Genomic DNA, 18,504 nt, shown 5'->3' with positions numbered 1-18,504 from the left:
GGTTTTCCCCAATTACATCTTTTTCGTGCTAACTTCGTTCATTTTCAGGACAGATCCCGAAGCTCTACAAACCAAAATAAGCCCATCACCCGCAATCCCTACTCAGGAACATGCAGATATATAGGCTTATTTCATAACTATTTACGGTTCTGCTACTTTAGTGCAGTTCATTCGCTCAACGCACTAAACTCTGTGCTCTATTCAAGCACTTATTTTACGCACCCAAAATAACTTCCCACACCGGCTTGGTATGTCCACCTGGATACAAAACATACAACAGCACGTACACCATAACGCCTGTAATCGCTGTGATAAACCAGATTATGGATGTCACTCTGCCCCACTTACGGTGCTTGGAGTACTTCGCCTTGAAACCAAGTGTTAACGTAGTAAGTCCGAATACCGCAGCTACGGTTGCCAGAACGATATGGAAGATCAAAAACACTTGATAAATTGTCTTCAGTTCATCCGGTCCACCCCATGAGGTATTTCCCACAAACAACGTTCTCGATACGTAAACAATAAAAAACAGCAGCGCAGCGATAGCGGCAGCAATCATCGTTTTCTTATGCGCCTCGCGTTTGCCCTTGATAATGAGCCACCAACCTATAGCCACCAGCACCGCGCTGATCACGATGAATGACGTACTAATAGTCGGAAACACTGTGAAAATATCCATGATTCTCCCCCTCGGCAGTCTACCAGTTATGCACGGTTCAAGTTGCTCTCCTGAAGTGTTGAGGATGGCGTCGACAATTCATCGTCGTCTTGTCCGTTCTCTTTTTTATACCAATGATAGAACACATAAGCAAGCATAGAGGCAAAAATAAATTCCTGAATGAACTTCATCGCGATGCCTCCCACCTGTTGGTCCACCTTAGGCGACATCATTTCAAAGAATGCAGGACCTCCAAAATTCTGAAGTAAAACAGAGGGGTCACCCGAGATACAATAGCCCATAGCACGCGCCCAAGTCTCTGGATCACTGTAAGTGGCGTAGAGCGGATGATCGGCAAATATAATCAGCCCGCAAGCCGGCGTCAGCAATACCATGTTCAGAAAAATAAATCCAATCTTCCCAAGCCCACTCGCCATACGATGTTCCGGCAGCGGATTAATCAGTGTCCACCACATTAAAGCAGAAGTCAGGAACAAAACAATGTAATAAATACGATGAACAGTAAAATGCAGCATCACATAATCATGAATAACAGGAATATGGTACAAGGAAAAAAGTCCGTTAAACAATAGAGCAGCTACTACCGGATGAGCTAAAAAAGATAACCGCCGAAGCGGATTCACCTTTAGTATCCTGCGCCATATAAAATCTGGAATTCCAAGCATAATCAGCGGCACCGCTACCAGATAAGACAAGGCCATACTGACCATGTGGAAGGAAAACATCATATGCCCCAAAAGGCTAATGGGTCCTCCTTGTGCCAGGTAAAGGGCAAGCATCCCACAGACAAATAACGCTCTACGCCAAAATGGCACCGTTATTGAATCGGCATAACGCCCAGCAATCGGACCAATCCACACAAAATAACCTGCTGTCAGCAGCAGCATTACCGCTAGAAAAAGCGGACTCCATAGTTCAGCAAAGCTAAAGTATTCTAATCCCAGCATAATCCCAACCTCCTAGCGCAGGAATTCATATATCTAAACATCAAAAAGAGGGGGCATCGCAGCCCACCTCTTTCATTATCGTCCGTTAATTCCACCAAACCCAATACAGCGACATAACAATACAGGTCCCAGCGATAAAGAAGCCACCCAGCATGAAGAGAATCGGCAGAAGATGCCCTTTATCTTTTAGATGCATCCAGAAGCCCATCTGCACAATGACCTGAAGAACAGCCATTACCAGCAGCAAAATAATCGCAAAGGTTGCATTTACGCCCCCAGCCGCAACAGCAGCGAAAGCAATCAATGTTAAGACAATGGAGAAAATAAAGACAACAATATGTTTCTGTGGTCCTTCATGCCGATGACGTTGCTTATACCCGCCGCTATCTGGCATATGCTGATCCGTCGTCATAGTGCCTAGCCCACCTTTCCGAGTAGGTATACAACCGTAAAGATGAAGACCCATACTACATCGATAAAATGCCAGTACATGGCTGACACATACACTTTTGGTGCAGTAACAACCGTTAACCCCTTGCGGGCGAGCTGCCCGATCAAGATGGAGATCCAAGCGATCCCGAAGGCTACGTGCGCACCATGAAATCCTACCAGTGTGTAGAATGCCGAGCTGAATGCACTTGTGGTCATTCCGAATTCTTCGTGTCTTACATATTGAGTAAACTCATAGATCTCCAAAACCAGGAAACCTAAACCTAAGCCTACAGTAACTAAAAGCCAATTCCGTAGCAGTGCCGGCCGATTTCTGTGCATCGCTTGAATAGCGAATACACTCGTCAGACTGCTTACCAGCAGGATGAATGTTGCAGCGGCAACAAGCGGCAGGTGAAACAGTTCATTCGCCGAAGGCCCCTCATTCGTCTGATTACGCAGTGCGAGAAAAGTAGCGAACAACGTGCCGAACAATACCGCTTCGCCGCCTAGAAACAACCAAAAGGCAAGAACCTTGTTGCGTCCTTCGAGCGTAGCTTTTTCCGGCTCGTGCGGAAAGGTATCCTTAGAAGCTTCTGCATGTGCCGTTGTCATGTCCGCTCACTTCCTTCCAGCTCTTCAGGTTCAATATGCCATCCGTGATCATCATACAGTGAACGCATCAGCATGGATCCAAATGTAATAATAAGACCGATGGCTGTAACGATATAATTATTAAACAGGAAGCTCATAAAAGCATTGCCGAATTCATCACGGCTAAACATAAAGCCAAGCCCAGCGATAAAAATTCCGATAGACATCGTAAACGGTAAAATCGTTGCTGACGGCATATGAATTGAGCCCACCGGCTCTGCTGGTGTCATGCCTTTATTCCCTGCTACTTTTTCTTTCCAGAAGGCATCAATCCCCCGAATAAGAGGTGTTTGCTTGAAGTTATATTCTGGCGGCGGTGAAGGAATGGTCCATTCCAATGTACGTCCATCCTCCCACGGATCATTGCCTGCATCCGCTGGTTTTCTGGAAGTCAGGAAGATGTTCACCAAGAAAATAATCATACCAACACCCATAAGTCCTGCACCAATGGTACTGACTAGATTTAGCAAATCAAATTGCTGATTTGGTAAATAAGTAAATACGCGGCGCTGCATCCCCATAAGCCCAAGGAAATGCTGTACAAAAAAGGTCAGATGGAATCCGATGATAAACGTCCAGAAAGTCCACTTGCCCAGCGTCTCACTCAGCATCCTTCCGAACATTTTTGGCCACCAGTAGTGCAGACCTGCGAACAGGCCAAGCACCAAACCACCTACAATAACATAGTGGAAATGCGCTACAACAAAATACGTATCATGGAACTGAAAGTCAGCAGGTGCGGACGCCAGCATCACTCCAGTAACTCCCCCCATAGTAAATGTAGGAATAAATCCTACAGCGAACAGGTTAGGGGTTGTGAAACGTACTTGCCCGCCCCACATCGTGAACAACCAGTTAAAAATTTTAATCCCGGTTGGAACCGCAATTAACATCGTTGATACGGAGAACAACGCGTTAGCTACAGGTCCAAGTCCAGTTGTGAACATGTGGTGAGCCCAAACCATAAAACCTAAGAAGGCGATCAAGATGGTTGCAAACACCATGGAGCTATATCCGAACAGTCTTTTACGCGAAAAGGTTGGGATGACCTCGGAAATAATCCCAAAGGCAGGCAGAATGAGAATATACACTTCCGGGTGACCAAATATCCAGAAGATATGCTGCCATAGCACTGGACTTCCTCCGGCTCCGACTTCGAAGAAATTGGCTCCTAGAATCCGGTCGAATGTCAGTAGTACTAAACCTACTGTTATTGCTGGAAAAGCAAACAAAATAATGGCGGAAGTAATAAATGTAGTCCAGGCGAACATCGGCATCCGCATATAGGTCATTCCCGGCGCACGCATCGTAATGATCGTGGCTAGAAAGTTAATCCCCCCGATGAGGGTCCCTAATCCGGCAATTTGCAAGCCGATCGTATAGAAGTCTACACCGTGTGTAGTGCTGTATGTACTCGTAGATAGTGGGGTGTAGGCGGTCCACCCGGCATCAGGAGCACCACCCATAACCCAGCTAAGATTCAGTAGAATCCCGCCGAACAGGAAGGTCCAGAAACCAAGTGCATTTAGAAAAGGAAAGGCTACGTCACGTGCACCGATCTGTAGCGGAATGACGGCATTCATGAGTGCGAAGATGACTGGCATGACGCCGAGGAAGATCATCGTCGTACCATGCATGGTTATGAGTTCATTAAACGTTTGTGCATCCAAAAAGTTATTCATCGGCTTGATGAGCTGCCAACGAATCAGAAGCGCTTCAATTCCCCCGATGCCAAAAAATAATCCTCCGGCCCATAGGTACAAAATCGCGATTTTTTTGTGATCGACGGTTGTTAGCCAATCCATAAGTCCTGTATGGCGCTTCACACTGTGGCCGTGCCTCAGAGGCTTGGATGAATTCAAGGTATGCGCTGCTTGAGCCAAAGTTCGTCCCCCCTTTTCGAAAGTTCCGCCCGCCTTTAGGCTAAGGCATTAGTCCAGCTTATAGTTGGCCAGATACTCTGCAATGCCATCAATCTCAGCATCACTCAGGCCCAGATCTTTGGGGTTAGGCATCAGATTGCCTGGTTTTACGGATTGCGGGTCGTGCAGCCAGGTTTTGAGATTCTCTTCAATCGGCGCACCATCTTCCCTCGTGTCGTCGTTGAGCAGAATTCCAGCAATCGATTCCCGAGAACCAATTCCGGTCAAGTTCGGCGCATTATTAATCCCTTGATCACCTACAGCGTGGCAAGTCAGACATGCCGCTTTGAACTTCTCAGCTAAAGCAGGATCCTCTGGCAGCACAGCTACAGGTGCTTTCATAGAATCAATCCACTTTTGAAACTCTTGTTCACTAACTGATTTCACCTTAAATTCCATCAATCCATGAGAAGGTCCACATAGCTCCGCACATTTCCCACGGTAAACGCCTTCATTAGGCGCACTAAAGCTAAAGCGGTTAATCGTTCCAGCTGGGTTGGTATCGATTTTACCGGAAAGAGAAGGGACCCAGAAGGAGTGCAGCACATCTTTAGTTTCCAGTTCAAAGGCGATATCTTTGCCCACCGGAATAATCAGGTCCTGCGCTGTAGTTACCTTATAGTCGGTATACTCAAACTCCCACCAGTATTGGTGGCCGGTTACTTTAACCTTGATCGCATTCTTGTCATTGGAATGATCATCTCCAGCGGCAAACACAGCTTTAACCGTTGGCACGGCCAGTACTACAACAAGGATGAGCGGAATGACTGTCCAGAGAATCTCAAGTTTCATACTGCCCTCAACCTGCTCAGGGATTTCATTCTGACCCGGTCTTCTGCGGAAGCGGATCAGTACATAAGCTGCAATCGTAAAGACAATCAGCAACACCACGATCATAATGCTGATCGACAGCTCCATTAATCCGTAAGATCTGTCTGCTGCAGGTCCCTGTGGTCTGAGTACTGACAAGTCCTCACGACCGCACCCGGCAAGAAAGAGTCCAAACATAGCGGTCATGGGAAGGAGTCGCTTTACAGCCTGCCACGTTTTCATCATTGATCTACCCCGCTTTTCCCGATTTCGTAGATTCCTGTTTTTTTCTGTCAATTATAACAATCACTATTAATATAAGTTTAAGGGAAAGTTTTGTCAATCGTTCACAACTAGTTCACATTGTAATTTTCGACACAATAAACCCTTGTCCCATCTGGATTTTATAGCATTTTATGAAAACGCAAACAAATAAAAAATAATAAAGAAAGCGTATTCAATTTAAAATGTGTCTATTAATTCATTTGACTATTCTATGAGGAAGACTTTTCCTTATTCGTAAATGCGCATACAAAAAAAACCGATTCCAGCAACAAAAGTTGCTCGGGCACGGTTTATAAGAATCCTCGTGGATGTTATTACTCAAAATGATGTCTAAAGTTAAGCAAGTGACAAACGTATCTGTTAGCTAGGAGACGGATGAATTCATCCGTACCAACTCGTGTTCCACGACCATGGTCAGTTCTTCTTCATAGCCTCCTGTAATCCGATACTTTCGGACGTACTCCTTTACGAATTTCTTGGGATCTTTGGGCCGGAAAATGCGTGTCATTTCCCGTAGACTTTCCTTGACTTCGTTATGACCTTTACTTGCCATGATCAGTTCCCTCCCAAAACATTGAAAATGAATGCTCCGTTGTAGAGAATGCATGATGAAAAGTACGCCGTAACCTCGAATGCAAGTGAAGTATCCATTACACATACGTGGCTTGCACTATCCGTCAAAACGTGGAATCTAAAGCTAAATCTAGCCTTTGAAACACCGCCTTGCCGGTGAAGCAGGTTCGTCGTGATTTGGGCTGAGAGTAAGGACGCCTGATGAACGATAGCTCCTTGACACTTTTATTACCCGAAGAGCCACTTACTGAATCACTCCTTTCGGGCCTTATCGTTATATTGTATCATATTCCGGATTAACTTCCACCTTTCCTTGTAAAATGTACTATTTGGAAAATATTATTTTTAACAGCTGTCTTCGTAAGTCAGATGTCTCCAAACTGGTTAAAATACAATAACCTATACAGCAAGCGAAATTGTATTTATCAACAAATGAGAAGGAGATCTTTATGGCCCAGCCTGTAATTCCCCTAATGACTACCGCAACGCCAGAAGACACCGATACACGCCGGGAGGGTCTTGAACAAGCCCATCAAGCTATCCTAAAAGAATACCCCAAGATGCATAGCATGCTTATTGTGCGTCATGGAAAACTTATCTTCGAACGTTATTATAACGACCATCATGCTGGAGCATTAAATGATCTCCGTTCTGCCACCAAAAGTTTTGTCAGTGTCCTTACGGGAATCGCTATCGGCCGTGGAGAGATGCCTGATCTCCATATTTCTGTGTCCGAGGTCCTTCGCAAGCATATTCCATACCTTCACTCCCCACATCTCTCAAAAATTACACTCCGTCATCTTCTTACCATGACTTCCGGTTTTAGCTGGATCACAGGGAAGAAGCTTGGTGAACCGCTTGTTCGGAACCTCCATCGCAGCCGCCGCTGGGGTTCCTTTGGCCTTAGCTTGAACATTATTCCAGAACAAATCGGCCAGTTCCAATATCGAAGCATCGACTCACATCTAATCTCGATAATGATTAGTGAATCTACAGGTCTTGATGCATTTTCCTATGCAGCACAGCATTTATTCACTCCACTCCGAATGGCTAATACCGCTTGGTTACCTAGCCCCGAAGGACATAGCATGGGTCATATCGGTTTGCACCTAACGTCTCGGGATATGGCTAAATTCGGAATCTGCCTGCTGAATAATGGAGTGTTTGCAGAGCAGCAAATCATCCCAGAACATTGGTTGCAGGATGCACTTACCGCTCAAGCAAAGGGATATCCAGCGTTTGGTGATTACGGATATCAGTTTTGGATCGGTACGATGAGCGGGCAGCCCTACAAGCTCGCCCACGGGCATGGCGGGCAGCAGATTCTGCTCTTTCCCAATCTGGATGCTGTAGTGGTCTTTACAGCAGAGAGCAAGACAAACAACTGGAAGAACCCTCGCAGGCTGCTTGAAAAGTATGTTCTCCCTTCAATGAGCTAAACATACTTTTTCCTGACAAGTCATAGGCTTGTAAGGAAGAAGGATTCGAACAATCAAGCCCCTTCTTCTCCAAGCAGAAGGAGAGTGAGCCCATTGTCCCCTTTTAAATCATCCACCGGATTGCCCGATAATATAGCGGGCGCGTTATGTTACTTTTTCCCTTTTCTCGGCGGCGTCGTCTTTCTCGCATTGGAGAAACGCAGCCGCTTTGTGCTGTTCCATTCGCTGCAATCACTGATTACCTTCGGGGTGCTGATGATCCTCCACGTTCTAACCGGATTGGTCCCATTCCTCGGTCCCTTGATGAGTGCCCTCGTCTCTCTTTGCAGCTTTGGGGTGTGGCTGTTAATGATCTACCATGCCTTAAGTGGCAGGTGGTATAAACTTCCTTGGGCAGGTGATATCGCAGAAAGTCAGATTCGCCATCTGTAATCCCCCAAAAAGCAGCCCCTCTGATCGCTGAAAAGTATTCCCTTTTGCCCATCCACTCCTTACAATGTAGAAAGGGCATCAATGGAATTCTACAGGCTGGAGGAAATCATATGTATCTATTTATCATAAACCCGCGTTCCGGCGGGGGAGCAGGCGGCCGGACCTGGCATACTGTAGAGGCGCTCATGAAGGAGCGTTCGCTGCCTTTCATGTCCTTGTTTACGCACAGCGTAGAGGGTGCAGAAGCCCTTGTTTTAAATACACTAAAGCATCGCGAGGATTGGAAAGCCGTGATTGTAATCGGCGGTGACGGCACGCTCCATAGCATTTTGGGTGCACTTTGCGGCAAAGATATCCCCATGGGCGTAATTCCTGCCGGCTCCGGCAACGACACCGCCCGGGGGTTCGGCATTCCACTTTCCATAGAAGCCGCGCTGGAGGCCGCCCTTAGCGAGCGGTATATCGAAGCAGACCTGCTTTCAGGAGCAAACGGACTGACCGTAACAGCCGTTGCCAATGGCTTTGATGCTCAAGTGGCCGAGAATGTGAATGCCAGCCGTTACAAACGGCTGTGCAATGCCATTGGAGCAGGCCAGCTGGCGTATATCATCGGCATATTGCATACGCTGATGACATTCAAGCCCTGCCGGGTAAGTGTAGTCTGCGACGGTACGGAGCACGCCTTCGAGAAGGCATGGCTGGTCTCGATCTGCAACCTGCCCAGCTACGGCGGCGGGCTTTTGATCTGCCCGCAGGCAAAGGCCGATGACGGCCAGCTTGACGTCTGCGTCGTGCATGGGTGCAGCCGCGGGCAGTTGCTGCGGTTGTTCCCCACGGTACTGAAGGGCAAGCATGTGGCGTTGCCCTTCGTGTCTATGCTGCGCGGACGCAGCGTAGCTGTGGGCTTTGCCGAGGCCCGGCCTGCAATCGGCGACGGCGAGAGCCTCGGCAAAGGGCCGCTGGCCGTTCGCTGCGAGCCGGGGGCGCTGCGGGTGCTATCGCCGCTGGCAGCGGACAGCGTACAGCTGCCCGCCGACACTGCAGCGGCATGCGGCAGTAACGGGTAACCCTGACCCGTGCATACCATACACACAAAAAACAGCAAGCGACTGGTTCATTACCAAGTCGCTTGCTGTTTTGTATATCCTATAGCTTTTGACTGAGAATTCATTCCAAAAGCCTCAAATAAGAGGCTCTTCCTCGTCTTCCACGAAAGTGACTCTTCCGTCCTCCAGTGAAGCAATACGCACAAGTGATTCTACGCGATATCCCGCTTCCTGCAGCAGCCGATTTCCTGGCTGGAACGCTTTTTCGATCACAATACCAATTCCAACCACACTTCCCCCCGCCTGCTCAACAATACGGGCAAGTCCGAAGGCGGCTTCACCATTCGCCAAGAAATCGTCAACAATCAGCACCCGTTCTCCGGGAGCAATGAATTTCTTCGAAACGGTAATTTCATTCGTTTCTTTCTTCGTGAAGGAGTAGACCTTCTCCACGTAAATGTCTTCTGTCAGCGTCAGCGATTTCTGCTTACGGGCAAAAATCAGCGGAACCTCCAGCTCTAATGCTGTCATAATCCCCGGAGCAATCCCCGAGGATTCTATAGTCAGCACCTTCGTAATTTCTTCGCCAGCGAACCGGCGGATAAACTCACGGCCAACCTCACGCATCAGGAAGGGGTCCATCTGATGATTCAGAAAAGAATCCACCTTGAGCACTCCTTGCCCGAGTACAATACCTTCTTTCAACACTTTTTGTCTCAACAGCTCCATAGTGCTCCTCCTTCTCCCATCATTGAATCCATTCTCCCCACATTACAGACCTGTCGGCTTCTGAGGCAATAAATTTCCAACGATCGATTTTAAATTATGATCATCCTTGCTCTTTTCCTGACCGTTATCATAACCCGTAATTCGAATCTCCAAGAAATCCCCCGGATTTACCGGTTTAAAAATCAATTTTTCGCGGTCTTCCAGTCTCACGTTAAAATTCATATCCTTAAACATTTCGACTAATTCTGCTTCTCCAGGAGATGCTCCCTTATCCAGAAACAACAGTCCACGCAATTTTTTAGGACCATCATTGTGCACCACTTCAAAATGAACGATACATTCCATGCTTCTCACCTCCCTATGATAATAACTACTGCGCCTGTTCTTCCCCATCATCGCCTTGATCATACATAACATATTTGCTATGAATTTTGCTGTAACGTTCTCCATAACGCTCTACTAATTCTGCGCCCATATCCTGCTCCAGCTCGAACAAGACCATTTCCTGTGTGAAATGATTCAACAGCAGCTCCACTAACACCGGGTGCTCTGTTACCACTGCTTGCGCCGACCCATCATCATAACGCATCCCCAGCATACACCAGCTCCGGTCAATCACAAATGAGAACTTCCGTCCATCCGCCCGCTGCGAATTTTTTCCGAATGACGGCCATACCGGGTAAGAGGCAGCAGCAGCATTGCCACCGTCAAAAGCCCATAAAAGCCTAACGCCACGCAGTTCGGCCTGTTCAAGTTCGCTCCGCAGAAGCGACGCTTCCTCGCGCCACATATCCACTACAATCTCCTGCTCTGCCATGTTAAGCTGGCGAATCAGCGCCCCCATTACATTGCGGTCGCCCTCTACATTATAAAAAGAAGGACTAACAGGCCCCCCGCGAGGCATCTCACTTTCCATATAAGCCAGCGAAGCTTGAACTCTTCCCGAGATCATCGTCGCCAGCTCCTCCGGATTGAGAACACTATACCGCGCAGGCTCTCCTTCACCACATCGTACATATCCCTGCTGTGTTAGGCGCTGAAGCGCCGCATACACATTTGATCTTGAAACTCCGAGCTGTTTGGCAACCTCATAGCCAGAAGCCTGACCTTTAGTCGCAAGCTCGACCATGATTTTGGACTCCATCTCCGTGAAGCCCAGATTGCGCAGATGCAGCAGCAGCTGTTCCATCTTGTTGTCCCCCTAAGCCCTAAGCTGACTGATATCTGTACTATATTTGCTCCGATCCACAACGCGGGCACCATAAGGAGCCCTTTGGCAATTCATTCCGACAGATTTGACACTTAATCATATCACGAACACCACTGTCCTGGGTGACTGCGGACTCGTCCTGATGTTCATTCGCGTTCCAATCGCGGATGCGACGATCCAGCTCAAGCTGTCTTTGTCTTTCCCGTTCCAGCTGATCAGCATGTCTGCGATCCCGTTCAATGTCATGTTCGTTCGCCGCATATTCCTCCAATGGCAGCTCATCATCCTCTGAAGGCAGGATCTCAGAATACACCACACTTTGCGGATGGAGCTTCATTGCAATCTCCTTCTCTTCATCCGTTAGCTCATCCGCACCATAGTATTGATCCTCATCCTCTTCGTCCTCATCCACAGTTTTGACGAATACCGGCGGTGACGGAATCTTTCTTGATGTGGTTAGCTCCTCCAGCTTACTTCCACACTTTGGACAAAAATTTGCATCGAGCGCCACAACATTGCCACAAGAACATAACCGTTCATTTTTCAGTTCAGCAATTCTTGCGCGTTGGACTTCAATTTTTTCCTGAAGCTTGGAACAGGTCCGTGCCAGTTCTACCATTTTGCCTTCAGCTACAGACATATCCTTAGAGCGATACCCTTCATAAAAAAGCCTGCCCATTTTCGTGAATTCCACTTCCATCTCACGTTCAATATCGGAAATAAGCCCGTTCAGCTTGCCGATCTCAACAGAGCTTTGTGCTTTTTCGGTAACCCGGCTCGCACTATCTTTGATTCGTTTCATAAAACTCATTACAGTTCCTCCCTCTCCAGCGATACGTGTTTCTATCATACCAAATGTATCGAACAGATTCATTAATGTGCTTTAATACGCGATTTAGCGGAGAATGTTCCTATAAATTCTTATTTTCCCTGATTTCAGACGTTATTTTGCGTCAGGGGTTCTACATCGGTTAAAATAGAATTAATCACAAATAACGAAATTGGGAGAGTTTCAGTGGAAGAACATGACAGCACACAGCTTACGCTAAAACAGATGCAGGTACACGTTAAGGATCTGCAACATTGGCAAGATAACGAGGATTTCACAAATCTTATCAATGAGTTCAAGTCTCTGCCAGCACTCTATCGCCATGCACTAAACGATCTTGAGAATAAAATCGATGTGATCAAAACGGAATGGCAGGTCCGTGACGGCTTCAGTCCCATCGAGCATGTTAAATGCCGAATTAAAGAACCCAAGAGCATCCTTCAAAAGATGGAGCGCAAAGGTTTCGAGTTCAACTTGGAAAATATGGAGCAGCACATTCACGATATTGCAGGTATGCGGATTGTATGTGCTTTTGTTAAAGATATTTACCGTCTGGTTGATCACCTCAGCACACGCGAAGACATTCGCGTATTGGAGATCAAAGATTATATAGCCCATCCCAAGCCGAATGGGTATCAAAGCCTGCATCTTATCGTCGCAATTCCGCTCGTCCTGCTGGAAGGAACACGCTGGGTCAAAGCCGAAATACAGCTGCGAACCCTAGCCATGGACTTCTGGGCAAGTATGGAACATATTCTGTATTATAAATTCGATAAGCAGCTTCCTTCGCATGTTGCGGAGGAATTGAAGGATGCCGCACGCGCCGCCGATGAACTGGATCAAAAAATGCTGCGCCTACGCCACGAGATTCTGGAACTTGCAGAAGGGGAATCCCCTGCCGGCGGGCAGGTTTAAGCTTTCATATTTCTACATTTCTCAAAAATTAAGGGGATGTCTCATAAGCCATGACAATGGCTGCTGGGACACCCCCTTCTTTTTAATCGATTAGGCCGTTTGATCATTACCCTTCGCCGCCGAAGCAAGGTGCTATCGGACACAGCCGATCTTATTCGCAAAATAATCCTCCATTTTGCATACTAACGGACCCCAAAGTCGCTAACGGCATAAAAAACACCCGATCTGCGCCCTACTATATGAAATAGCTGCACTGGAGTCCGAAAACATGCTGGATAGGCGATAAATGTGTGAATAACGCCTCCTGAGTCCCTAAACCTCAACCAACGGCTAATCATGACCCGGCGTTCCGCTGTATTCAGCCTCAAGGCTTACTAACCAAAGGCTTCCATGTGACGCCGCCATCTGTAGTGGTCTGTAGAAATCCTGGACCCGCCAACCAGCCGTTTTTCGGCGTAACGAACTGAATGTTTTCTGCCTTCGCGAATAGCTGTGATGTCGCAATCAACCTCCAGCTTACACCCCCGTTGACAGTCGCCACCAGTTTGCCGCCCTCCTGCAAAGCCCAACCTTCACGAGCGTTCAGCCATGTTGTTCTCGCTGCCTCAGTACCGAGCAATTGAGGGCCAAGCTTCCATGTCCTGCCTCCGTTATCACTTGTGTAAAACACCATACTTCGAATCCCATCGTCAACGATCTCCAGCGGCAGGATGCCTTTCATATTGTCTTTGCCTGAGAATTTAGGCGGATAACTATTACTGTAAGTAAAGGCTGCCAGAGCAGCTGGCTTCTTTAATTGCTCCGGCTTCCAGCTCTTCCCGCCATCCGTAGTTCTGAATGTTAAAATGTATTCTTGCCCATGGTTGCTGGAGGTGATCCAGCCATTCTGGGAATCCTGAAAGGTTATCCCTGTTGGATAGGCTTTAATACTCCCCGTTAGATTTCCGATTCGCTTCCAGCTGTTCCCGCCATCAGCCGTGCGATACAAGGATTTCTCCATCATCCCGAGACCAGGTTCTGAATCCAGCAACACATACCCGTTATTCACATCGATAAAATGAATAAAACCGCCACTGTATCCTTGCTCCCAATCCTCCGTGACGGGGAGTTTTGTCTCCTTCCAGGTCTGGCCCTGATCAGAGGTATGATAGATCTGAATAGGTTGACCCATACCATGACTACTAATAATCCAGCCATTTGTGGCATTCAGGAAAAAGCTTGCTGCGGCAAAGATGCCTGTTTCTTGTGGAATAGGAACGATATTGCTGTCCGGATGGTACCAACTACTTCCTCCATCGTTCGTAGTCCATAATCCAGTCTCGTCTATTCCCCATCCATGCTTTATGTCATTCATGCGAAATTTAGCAGGATACCCCTGCAAAGAATTCATCTTCGTCTTCAGCTCAGCGGTATTTGTCCCCATACTCGAATCTAAACCAAGATTATCGTTTACCATGTAGGATTGCAGAAATAACCCAGCAATGATTATCGGGGCAAAAACGGTATATAGTCTCAAATGAAATCCTCCTTTTTCCATTTCCTTCTATTCTATAATCATAGACAGAGTTTAATGGTAAAAGGTTACAGAAGCATTACACAAAGAAGAAGCCGCCTCCTCAGATAGGATGCGGCTTCTCTAAACTCCACTGCTGTTTAATTACGCCTTACTTGCACGACGGGCAGCAGCTTCTGCTACTCGATTCATAATCAAAGTTAGGCCTTCTAGAGCCTTAGGTGTCTGAGGCAGCAAAGCTCCCCAGTCTTCCGTTACCGCTGCTACTACCGGCGATGAAGGAAATGGCCTAGCCGTAATCTCATGGAACTGCGGTCCCGGCTGGTGAAGCGAACCTTCAGCAGCCGCTTCTGCAAGCCATTCCCCAGAAGAAATTGCGGGGCCCTTGCGCTCTAGCCGTGCTAATTCTGTTGCAAGCTCACTAGCTGGGGCTGCCTCTGTCTCAGAATCATCGGCAGCTATATCAGTTTCAGCCCAAAGGGCAAATATTCCATCCAGGAGTTCTCCCTTAGTAAATCCTCTCAGAGAAAGCGCCAGCAGCGGCTCTTCAGCAAGTCGTTCTTTTATAAGCTGCAGAGTCTCCGCCTGGTTCTCTAACCCTTCCCCCTCAAAGAGGGCTTGCTCCAGCTCAGTATCTGTAGGCAGAAGCTCCAGTTCCGCCAGCCCACCCGTCAATCTCCCTTGCAGCAAAGCAAATACCTCATCCGGACTTAGCGCCAGACGCCGCAATATTTCTTTTCTACGGGCAGCATGCCATACTGGAACCTTCAGAGAGAGAGGTTGCTCCGTTCTTTGTCCCTGAGGAACAGCAGAAGTACCGACATTCCATTCACCTTTTGCCCGCGACCCTCCCGTCACTTTCCCGGGCGAAGCCGTCCATGCTGCTTTTACTAATCCAGGCACAACTTCCAGCCGCATCTCTAACAGTTCACTCATTGTTCGATCCCTCCGTATTCCTCATGTCTTTCTTTACATCCAATCCTGATCCTGCAGTTCAATAAGCTCCTTCAGTTCATGATTAGACATCTCGGTCAACCATGTTTCACCAGAACCAACAACCTGCTCCGAAAGGCTTTTCTTCCGCTCAATTAATTCGTCAATACGTTCCTCCAGCGTTCCTTGGCAAATCAGCTTATGAACTTGTACGTTCTTATCCTGCCCAATTCGGAAAGCCCGGTCTGTCGCCTGATTCTCCACTGCCGGATTCCACCAGCGATCGTAATGAATAACATGATTGGCCCGGGTTAGGTTCAAACCTACTCCGCCCGCTTTAAGAGATAACACGAAGAAGGCTGGACCCTTGCCCTCTTGAAAATCATGCACCATCTCGTCCCGCTCCCGTTTTGGAATCCCCCCATGAAGGAACAGCGGCGATGTACCATAACGCTTAGTAAGCTTGCTCACCAGCAGCTCACCCATCGCTACGTATTGCGTAAAGATCAACACAGATTCGCCAACTTCAGCGACACTGTCCAGCACCTCGAACATAACCTCCATTTTACCGGAATGTTCATTGCGTGGACTCCGTCCTTCTTCTTTCCGGAATAGCTGAGGATGATCGCAAATCTGCTTCAGCTTCGTCAGAGAGGATAACACCAGTCCACGGCGAGCCATACCACTGCTCTCCCCGATCACACCGAGCATTTCATCCACGACACCCTGATACAGGGCAGCTTGGGTCTCGGTCAGCGGGCAATAAGACTTCAGCTCCAGCTTCTCCGGTAAATCCTTAGAAATATCCGGGTCACTCTTCAGACGCCGCAACAGGAAGGGGGATACCAAGCGATGTAGCTCCCGCAGGCGTTCCCCACCTTCACCAGACACATAACGCTGCCGGAAGGAATGATAGGTTCCTAAATAGCCCGGGTTTAAAAAGTGGAAAATAGACCATAACTCGCCAAGTCTGTTCTCTACCGGAGTACCTGTCATAGCTATGCGATGCGGCGCTGATAACTTCATCACACTCTGCGCCTGCTTCGTACGGTGATTTTTAATATATTGAGCTTCATCCAGCACCACTGTTGACCACTGGACATTGGCTAAATCCTCACTGTCACGGCCTGCCAAATGATAGGTCGTCAGTACGATATCATGACTGGTTGCCAGTTCTAAGAAGCTATCTCCCCGAACACGGCGTCCACCATGATGTATGTGTACATTAAGCGAAGGTGCAAAGCGCTGCAGCTCCCGCTGCCAGTTGCCAAGAAGCGATGTTGGGCAGAGAATCAGTACAGGCTCCTGCTTCTCTTCAGGGGGAGCACTTAACGCCCGGTCCAGCAGGCAGGTGATAACCTGCACCGTTTTACCTAGACCCATATCATCGGCGAGGCATACCCCAAAACCCAGACCACTGAGCTCGGCCAGCCACTGATAACCCCGCTCCTGATAAGGTCTTAAAGTTCCATGCAGACCCTCAGGTACAGGACGCACCGGAAGATTACGTAATACATCTCCGCGCATAAGTGATGCCAACAGCCCGGATGTCTCCATCCCAGTGACGGACATTCCTTTCCAGAGCCGATCTTCACCATCCTCGGCTTCTAGACGCATCCAATCCGCGGCAGTCATTTCTCCGTTTTCATGGCGTTTCATATATCTAAGAACCTGGCGGATTTCTTTAGGATCTATCTCGATCCATTCCCCGCGGAAACGTACAAAAGGTACACCGGCCTCTACTAATGCATTTAATTCTTCCTCACTAATCGTACTATCTCCAAGCGAGGCCTCAATACGGAACGAGATCAGCTCTTCCATACCCAGAGCTGCGGGCGCAGGGCTATCGCCCCCGTTCACGCCCGGCTGCATTTTCATCTTCATGCCAATGCGGCGGCGTCCCTCACGGCTCCAGCGCGAAGGCATCTGCACCGTTATTCCCCGATCGCGCAGCTGCTGCACCGTCTCCTTCAAAAAGAAATAAAGACGCTCCGGTTCCAAATCCGCCCCCGTAGGCGCAGGCTTAGCAAGAGCGCGCTGAATATCCGGCGATATCTTCGCAGCCCGGCCCAGCGCTATAAGCAGCTGCTGCTGGATATTGCGATAGCGTTTACCCCATAACGTAAACTCTCGTTCTTTACTACTCCAGATCGATTTGGCGGGAAACCAGAATTCCCCTTCTTCCTTATTCTCCGCCCAGAAGGTTAACCGCCAGACTTCATTATTGTCTTCTGGCGGCTCCAGCCGTAACCCAAGACCCAGCTGCCCGCTCCGTGCTTCCTCTGGTTCTGAATGTGGCACATCGCTGCCAGCGGTCTCGTTCACAGTGACCAAAAGGTCTGTCACCTCTGCCGGAGTTCCTTGCACGGGTATATCTCGGCTTCCCGTGAGAAGGCTATTCCACCACAGTTCTGTTAAAGGGGAATAACCCCGGCGATAATTCGCTTTATAAGGGATTAACTCACTTTCAATGCCCGCAATTACTTTTTTTATCTCAGCAGTCATTACAGCCTGCATAAAGGAGTAAAGCACATATGCTCCAGCCTCATCACGAGAGGATAAATCCCCTGCCTCTGCGATATGCGTTCCTAGTGCAAGAACAGGCATGGATGCTGCCAGCTGCAGAAAGATCTCTTTGTCCTCCTGCTTTCGGAAAGCTGGCGACCAGCAGACCGTCGCCGCCTGTTCGCCGCCGCGGCGACGTGAGCCCACAGGGCGTGGTGGCAAGGCCCCCGGCGTAATCCCGCCCGTACCCATCAGCTCCAGCGCAAAACGTGCCGCTGCTGCCCAGTAACGCAGTTCGCCGCCTGGCTCCACTCCCTGATCTCGGCATAACGTCTCATCCCATGCCAGAAGCAGTTGAAATGCATCGCTAGGAACCAAGGCGAGCCCTTCGAACGTTCGTCCGGGCAATCCGCGCCGGGCTGGCTTCCCCTCTACAGGGGGAGCCGGATATTTCACTTCTGCCAGACGCAGAGCAGCAGTTGCAAAAGGACGCACTCCTCCCTGTAGCTCCATCCGCTTCACTACGCGAGTCCAAGCGTCAACCTTCGGCTCCGAAGTTTCGCCAGAGAAGCAAAATAAAACGTCCCCTAACCATATTGCATACAGATGCTTAGTCATCGGTGATCTCCTGTCTTTTAAGCAAGCAAAAAAAGA

Annotated in this window: 19 protein-coding genes; 5 read left to right on the top strand and 14 right to left on the bottom strand. The window is 48.5% G+C overall.

What is annotated here, in order from left to right; translation table 11 throughout:
- Positions 1-214 precede the first annotated feature (214 nt).
- The 7 genes from NYE58_RS03105 to NYE58_RS03075 form a co-directional block, all read right to left on the bottom strand.
- Positions 215-679 carry a DUF420 domain-containing protein gene (locus NYE58_RS03105; protein WP_076124485.1) on the bottom strand — a complete coding sequence of 155 codons (465 nt, stop codon included), beginning with the start codon at positions 677-679 and terminating at the stop codon, positions 215-217.
- A 26-nt stretch (positions 680-705) separates the two neighbouring features.
- Positions 706-1,626 (bottom strand): cytochrome c oxidase assembly factor CtaG, encoded by a 921-nt coding sequence (gene ctaG / locus NYE58_RS03100; protein WP_341001028.1) that lies wholly within the window; start codon positions 1,624-1,626, stop codon positions 706-708.
- Positions 1,627-1,711: 85 nt separating this feature from the next.
- Entirely contained in the window at positions 1,712-2,038 is a 327-nt protein-coding gene (locus tag NYE58_RS03095; RefSeq protein WP_036682505.1) for a cytochrome C oxidase subunit IV family protein, read from the bottom strand.
- Positions 2,039-2,043: 5 nt separating this feature from the next.
- On the bottom strand, positions 2,044-2,670 hold the full coding sequence (locus NYE58_RS03090; RefSeq protein WP_038568531.1) for a cytochrome (ubi)quinol oxidase subunit III: 627 nt from the start codon (positions 2,668-2,670) through the stop codon (positions 2,044-2,046).
- Positions 2,667-4,514 carry a cytochrome c oxidase subunit I gene (gene ctaD / locus NYE58_RS03085; protein ID WP_076124740.1) on the bottom strand — a complete coding sequence of 616 codons (1,848 nt, stop codon included), beginning with the start codon at positions 4,512-4,514 and terminating at the stop codon, positions 2,667-2,669. Before ctaD ends, NYE58_RS03090 begins: the two co-directional genes overlap by 4 nt.
- A 126-nt stretch (positions 4,515-4,640) precedes the next feature.
- Entirely contained in the window at positions 4,641-5,687 is a 1,047-nt protein-coding gene (coxB, locus tag NYE58_RS03080) for a cytochrome c oxidase subunit II (RefSeq protein ID WP_076124488.1), read from the bottom strand.
- Positions 5,688-6,090: 403 nt separating this feature from the next.
- Complete coding sequence (locus NYE58_RS03075) at positions 6,091-6,279, bottom strand: hypothetical protein (protein ID WP_019913840.1); 189 nt, start codon at positions 6,277-6,279, stop codon at positions 6,091-6,093.
- A gap of 48 nt (positions 6,280-6,327) precedes the next feature.
- Between NYE58_RS03075 and NYE58_RS03070 the strand changes: the two genes are divergently transcribed.
- The 4 genes from NYE58_RS03070 to NYE58_RS03055 all read left to right on the top strand — a co-directional run bounded on the left by NYE58_RS03070 (position 6,328) and on the right by NYE58_RS03055 (position 9,237).
- A complete protein-coding gene (locus NYE58_RS03070) occupies positions 6,328-6,459 on the top strand; it encodes a hypothetical protein (protein WP_256715230.1) in 132 nt (43 codons plus the stop codon).
- 313 nt (positions 6,460-6,772) lie between these two features.
- On the top strand, positions 6,773-7,738 hold the full coding sequence (locus tag NYE58_RS03065; RefSeq protein ID WP_340394955.1) for a serine hydrolase domain-containing protein: 966 nt from the start codon (positions 6,773-6,775) through the stop codon (positions 7,736-7,738).
- Positions 7,739-7,831: 93 nt separating this feature from the next.
- Positions 7,832-8,170 carry a DUF4870 domain-containing protein gene (locus NYE58_RS03060; RefSeq protein WP_036682511.1) on the top strand — a complete coding sequence of 113 codons (339 nt, stop codon included), beginning with the start codon at positions 7,832-7,834 and terminating at the stop codon, positions 8,168-8,170.
- Positions 8,171-8,280: 110 nt separating this feature from the next.
- Positions 8,281-9,237: a diacylglycerol/lipid kinase family protein gene (locus NYE58_RS03055; protein WP_076193704.1), complete on the top strand. Its 957-nt coding sequence runs from the start codon at positions 8,281-8,283 to the stop codon at positions 9,235-9,237.
- 114 nt (positions 9,238-9,351) lie between these two features.
- On the opposite strand, the gene NYE58_RS03050 is transcribed toward NYE58_RS03055, so the two are convergent.
- Genes NYE58_RS03050 through NYE58_RS03035 form a run of 4 tightly spaced genes read right to left on the bottom strand, consistent with a single transcriptional unit; the run spans position 9,352 to position 11,966 of the window.
- Complete coding sequence (locus tag NYE58_RS03050; RefSeq protein ID WP_076276042.1) at positions 9,352-9,945, bottom strand: xanthine phosphoribosyltransferase; 594 nt, start codon at positions 9,943-9,945, stop codon at positions 9,352-9,354.
- Between the two features lie 42 nt (positions 9,946-9,987).
- Positions 9,988-10,290, bottom strand: coding sequence for a hypothetical protein (locus tag NYE58_RS03045; RefSeq protein ID WP_038568522.1), 303 nt, complete (start codon positions 10,288-10,290; stop codon positions 9,988-9,990).
- A 25-nt stretch (positions 10,291-10,315) separates the two neighbouring features.
- Positions 10,316-11,134, bottom strand: a complete 819-nt coding sequence (locus NYE58_RS03040) for a TrmB family transcriptional regulator (RefSeq protein WP_076124492.1) — start codon at positions 11,132-11,134, stop codon at positions 10,316-10,318.
- A gap of 40 nt (positions 11,135-11,174) precedes the next feature.
- The gene (locus NYE58_RS03035; protein WP_076276041.1) at positions 11,175-11,966 is read right to left on the bottom strand and encodes a zinc ribbon domain-containing protein; all 792 of its coding nucleotides are present in this window, start codon (positions 11,964-11,966) and stop codon (positions 11,175-11,177) included.
- Positions 11,967-12,209: 243 nt separating this feature from the next.
- Between NYE58_RS03035 and NYE58_RS03030 the strand changes: the two genes are divergently transcribed.
- Complete coding sequence (locus tag NYE58_RS03030; RefSeq protein WP_445671779.1) at positions 12,210-12,899, top strand: GTP pyrophosphokinase; 690 nt, start codon at positions 12,210-12,212, stop codon at positions 12,897-12,899.
- A 364-nt stretch (positions 12,900-13,263) separates the two neighbouring features.
- Here NYE58_RS03030 and NYE58_RS03025 read toward each other — a convergent pair whose 3' ends face one another.
- The 3 genes from NYE58_RS03025 to NYE58_RS03015 all read right to left on the bottom strand — a co-directional run bounded on the left by NYE58_RS03025 (position 13,264) and on the right by NYE58_RS03015 (position 18,468).
- On the bottom strand, positions 13,264-14,415 hold the full coding sequence (locus NYE58_RS03025) for a WD40/YVTN/BNR-like repeat-containing protein (RefSeq protein ID WP_341001022.1): 1,152 nt from the start codon (positions 14,413-14,415) through the stop codon (positions 13,264-13,266).
- A 141-nt stretch (positions 14,416-14,556) separates the two neighbouring features.
- Complete coding sequence (locus tag NYE58_RS03020) at positions 14,557-15,348, bottom strand: hypothetical protein (RefSeq protein WP_076124497.1); 792 nt, start codon at positions 15,346-15,348, stop codon at positions 14,557-14,559.
- A 33-nt stretch (positions 15,349-15,381) separates the two neighbouring features.
- Positions 15,382-18,468: a DEAD/DEAH box helicase gene (locus NYE58_RS03015; protein WP_076276038.1), complete on the bottom strand. Its 3,087-nt coding sequence runs from the start codon at positions 18,466-18,468 to the stop codon at positions 15,382-15,384.
- Positions 18,469-18,504 lie beyond the last annotated feature (36 nt).

This window comes from Paenibacillus sp. FSL L8-0708 (assembly GCF_038009325.1).
Lineage (GTDB): Bacteria > Bacillota > Bacilli > Paenibacillales > Paenibacillaceae > Paenibacillus_AQ > Paenibacillus_AQ odorifer.
This window is presented reverse-complemented; position numbering and strand designations above follow the sequence as displayed.

What these genes read in the sequence shown, in the direction of transcription:
- NYE58_RS03105 (WP_076124485.1), bottom strand. Translation starts at nt 679, where the DNA reads ATGGATATTTTCACAGTGTTTCCGACTATTAGTACGTCATTCATCGTG.
- ctaG (WP_341001028.1), bottom strand. Translation starts at nt 1,626, where the DNA reads ATGCTGGGATTAGAATACTTTAGCTTTGCTGAACTATGGAGTCCGCTT.
- NYE58_RS03095 (WP_036682505.1), bottom strand. Translation starts at nt 2,038, where the DNA reads ATGACGACGGATCAGCATATGCCAGATAGCGGCGGGTATAAGCAACGT.
- NYE58_RS03090 (WP_038568531.1), bottom strand. Translation starts at nt 2,670, where the DNA reads ATGACAACGGCACATGCAGAAGCTTCTAAGGATACCTTTCCGCACGAG.
- ctaD (WP_076124740.1), bottom strand. Translation starts at nt 4,514, where the DNA reads ATGGATTGGCTAACAACCGTCGATCACAAAAAAATCGCGATTTTGTAC.
- coxB (WP_076124488.1), bottom strand. Translation starts at nt 5,687, where the DNA reads ATGATGAAAACGTGGCAGGCTGTAAAGCGACTCCTTCCCATGACCGCT.
- NYE58_RS03075 (WP_019913840.1), bottom strand. Translation starts at nt 6,279, where the DNA reads ATGGCAAGTAAAGGTCATAACGAAGTCAAGGAAAGTCTACGGGAAATG.
- NYE58_RS03070 (WP_256715230.1), top strand. Translation starts at nt 6,328, where the DNA reads ATGCATGATGAAAAGTACGCCGTAACCTCGAATGCAAGTGAAGTATCC.
- NYE58_RS03065 (WP_340394955.1), top strand. Translation starts at nt 6,773, where the DNA reads ATGACTACCGCAACGCCAGAAGACACCGATACACGCCGGGAGGGTCTT.
- NYE58_RS03055 (WP_076193704.1), top strand. Translation starts at nt 8,281, where the DNA reads ATGTATCTATTTATCATAAACCCGCGTTCCGGCGGGGGAGCAGGCGGC.
- NYE58_RS03050 (WP_076276042.1), bottom strand. Translation starts at nt 9,945, where the DNA reads ATGGAGCTGTTGAGACAAAAAGTGTTGAAAGAAGGTATTGTACTCGGG.
- NYE58_RS03045 (WP_038568522.1), bottom strand. Translation starts at nt 10,290, where the DNA reads ATGGAATGTATCGTTCATTTTGAAGTGGTGCACAATGATGGTCCTAAA.
- NYE58_RS03040 (WP_076124492.1), bottom strand. Translation starts at nt 11,134, where the DNA reads ATGGAACAGCTGCTGCTGCATCTGCGCAATCTGGGCTTCACGGAGATG.
- NYE58_RS03035 (WP_076276041.1), bottom strand. Translation starts at nt 11,966, where the DNA reads ATGAGTTTTATGAAACGAATCAAAGATAGTGCGAGCCGGGTTACCGAA.
- NYE58_RS03030 (WP_445671779.1), top strand. Translation starts at nt 12,210, where the DNA reads ATGCAGGTACACGTTAAGGATCTGCAACATTGGCAAGATAACGAGGAT.
- NYE58_RS03020 (WP_076124497.1), bottom strand. Translation starts at nt 15,348, where the DNA reads ATGAGTGAACTGTTAGAGATGCGGCTGGAAGTTGTGCCTGGATTAGTA.
- NYE58_RS03015 (WP_076276038.1), bottom strand. Translation starts at nt 18,468, where the DNA reads ATGACTAAGCATCTGTATGCAATATGGTTAGGGGACGTTTTATTTTGC.